The organism is Endozoicomonas sp. SESOKO3, assembly GCF_024606255.1.
Window position 1 is genome coordinate 1 of sequence record NZ_JAHHPR010000728.1, and the last position, 1,638, is coordinate 1,638.

Consider the following 1,638-nt stretch of genomic DNA (forward strand, 5'->3'; position numbering starts at 1 on the left):
TATCCAGATGCCCGGTTCGCTTTAAGTGTTCTGAGTAGCACTCACTGGAAAGGGTCGATGCAGCAAAGGACTCATTGTTGGAAATATTAAACAGTAGACCCGAAGTAAGCCGGGGTTTTCATGTTTCTCTCCTTGATGAATTCTTTGAAAAGGTGAATGCCGATAACGATTTTAAAACCCATGTCCTGAATATTGTTTATCAATATATGCCTAATCAGAATGAGAAACGCGAAAAACTTCCGGAGGGACTCCTGAAAGCGCAAGACGACATAGTGCTGAAGTCTGAGCCCTTTGGCAGGGGGATTGACCACTTTCTGACCAGGAACTTACGGCCCGACAACCCTCAGATTGTACTTGACTATATTGAACAGAATGCATGTTTTTTGTACTTTTTTAAAGACAAAGAGTATCTGGAGAAATGCAGCGCTGACCCAATAATCCGGCAAAAATTCATACACGTACTTGCACAAAAGTTAGTTGCCGATAAATTAGAATTGTTGAGGACTTGGCAAAAACGCCTTCCACGGCCATTACTGGATGATACTCTGGACTTTCTCAAAGATCCGGCACTTTTCTTTAAACTGGATTCTTCTGACCAATTGACAGAACCCGTTAATCCTCTCAAATTTCAACTGCCCAATACTTCGGCATTCGGATTGGTAGTGGCTGCAGCTGCCCGAGGATTTGGTTTTCATCCTGCGGATGAAGAGTCCGGTCGTCAGTTACAATCAAGATTTGATCGTGCGGGTGAAACACCCTTTCAACGGGTTTATCCCGGTCAACATCCATTAACACTCTTTGAGAAAGAAGGCACCATCGTTGATGGTCGTACACTGGCAATAGCCAATGGTGAGGTGGTTGATCATTATAAGTTCCAACGGGTTGGAGAGTCTCTGGCTACCCTGGCGCGAGAAGGCATTATGCATGAATTTATTGCCAAAAATGACCGCTTGAAAAGCCAGAAACCCCGTTTTGGCGATTTTCTCGTCGTACTGGAAAAGGATCTTCCCCAGAGTACACAAGGTTTCACTGACCGTTTACAAGTGAACTATGTTGATGGTGAAAGAGCCTTCCTGGTTTACTATTTCCAGGCGACGGACAACTATAGCAAGTACGCCCACACTCCTGATGAAACCAGCACTCCTTACGCTGCTGCTGAACGGGGTCTATTGAATAGCATTCATGATATTGGCGTACTGAATGGCAACTTTGGCATTATGCCTGCGTCAACGATGCAAGCATTTCACTGTAGCGGATGTCGTTGGGTGTTCCTAAGCCCGTTGTTGAAGAACACGATTTTTTTTGCCTTTCCATTACCCGGCAAATTTGAACGCTGGATCGAAGCTATTGAACGTCCTCAATTTGGCTGGAATGGGTTACGGGATTGGGGCGATATTGAGTTTTACGGCTCTATGAAAAGCGGCCTGACTGCCAGAAACTCAAAAACGTCGGGTTATACTCCTGAGGTTTTTCAGCGGCTAAGCTTTGCCAATGCTCTGTGCGAAAACCTGTTGGCAGCCGTGTTGTTAAGATCACGCTTGCGTCGGGAATCCCCGGATTATCATTATCAAATTCCACAGGCCGTGAAAGAGACAGAAAACTTTATTGAACAGCTACTGAACGAATACCTTTCGGGTC

General features: G+C 45.2%; 1 protein-coding gene. It reads left to right on the forward strand.

Translation table 11 applies throughout. From position 1 onward, the window contains the following. Positions 1-77: 77 nt before the first annotated feature. Positions 78-1,638, forward strand: a 1,561-nt coding sequence (locus KDK18_RS12865) for a hypothetical protein (protein WP_257255328.1), incomplete at its 3' end; no start/stop codon positions are given.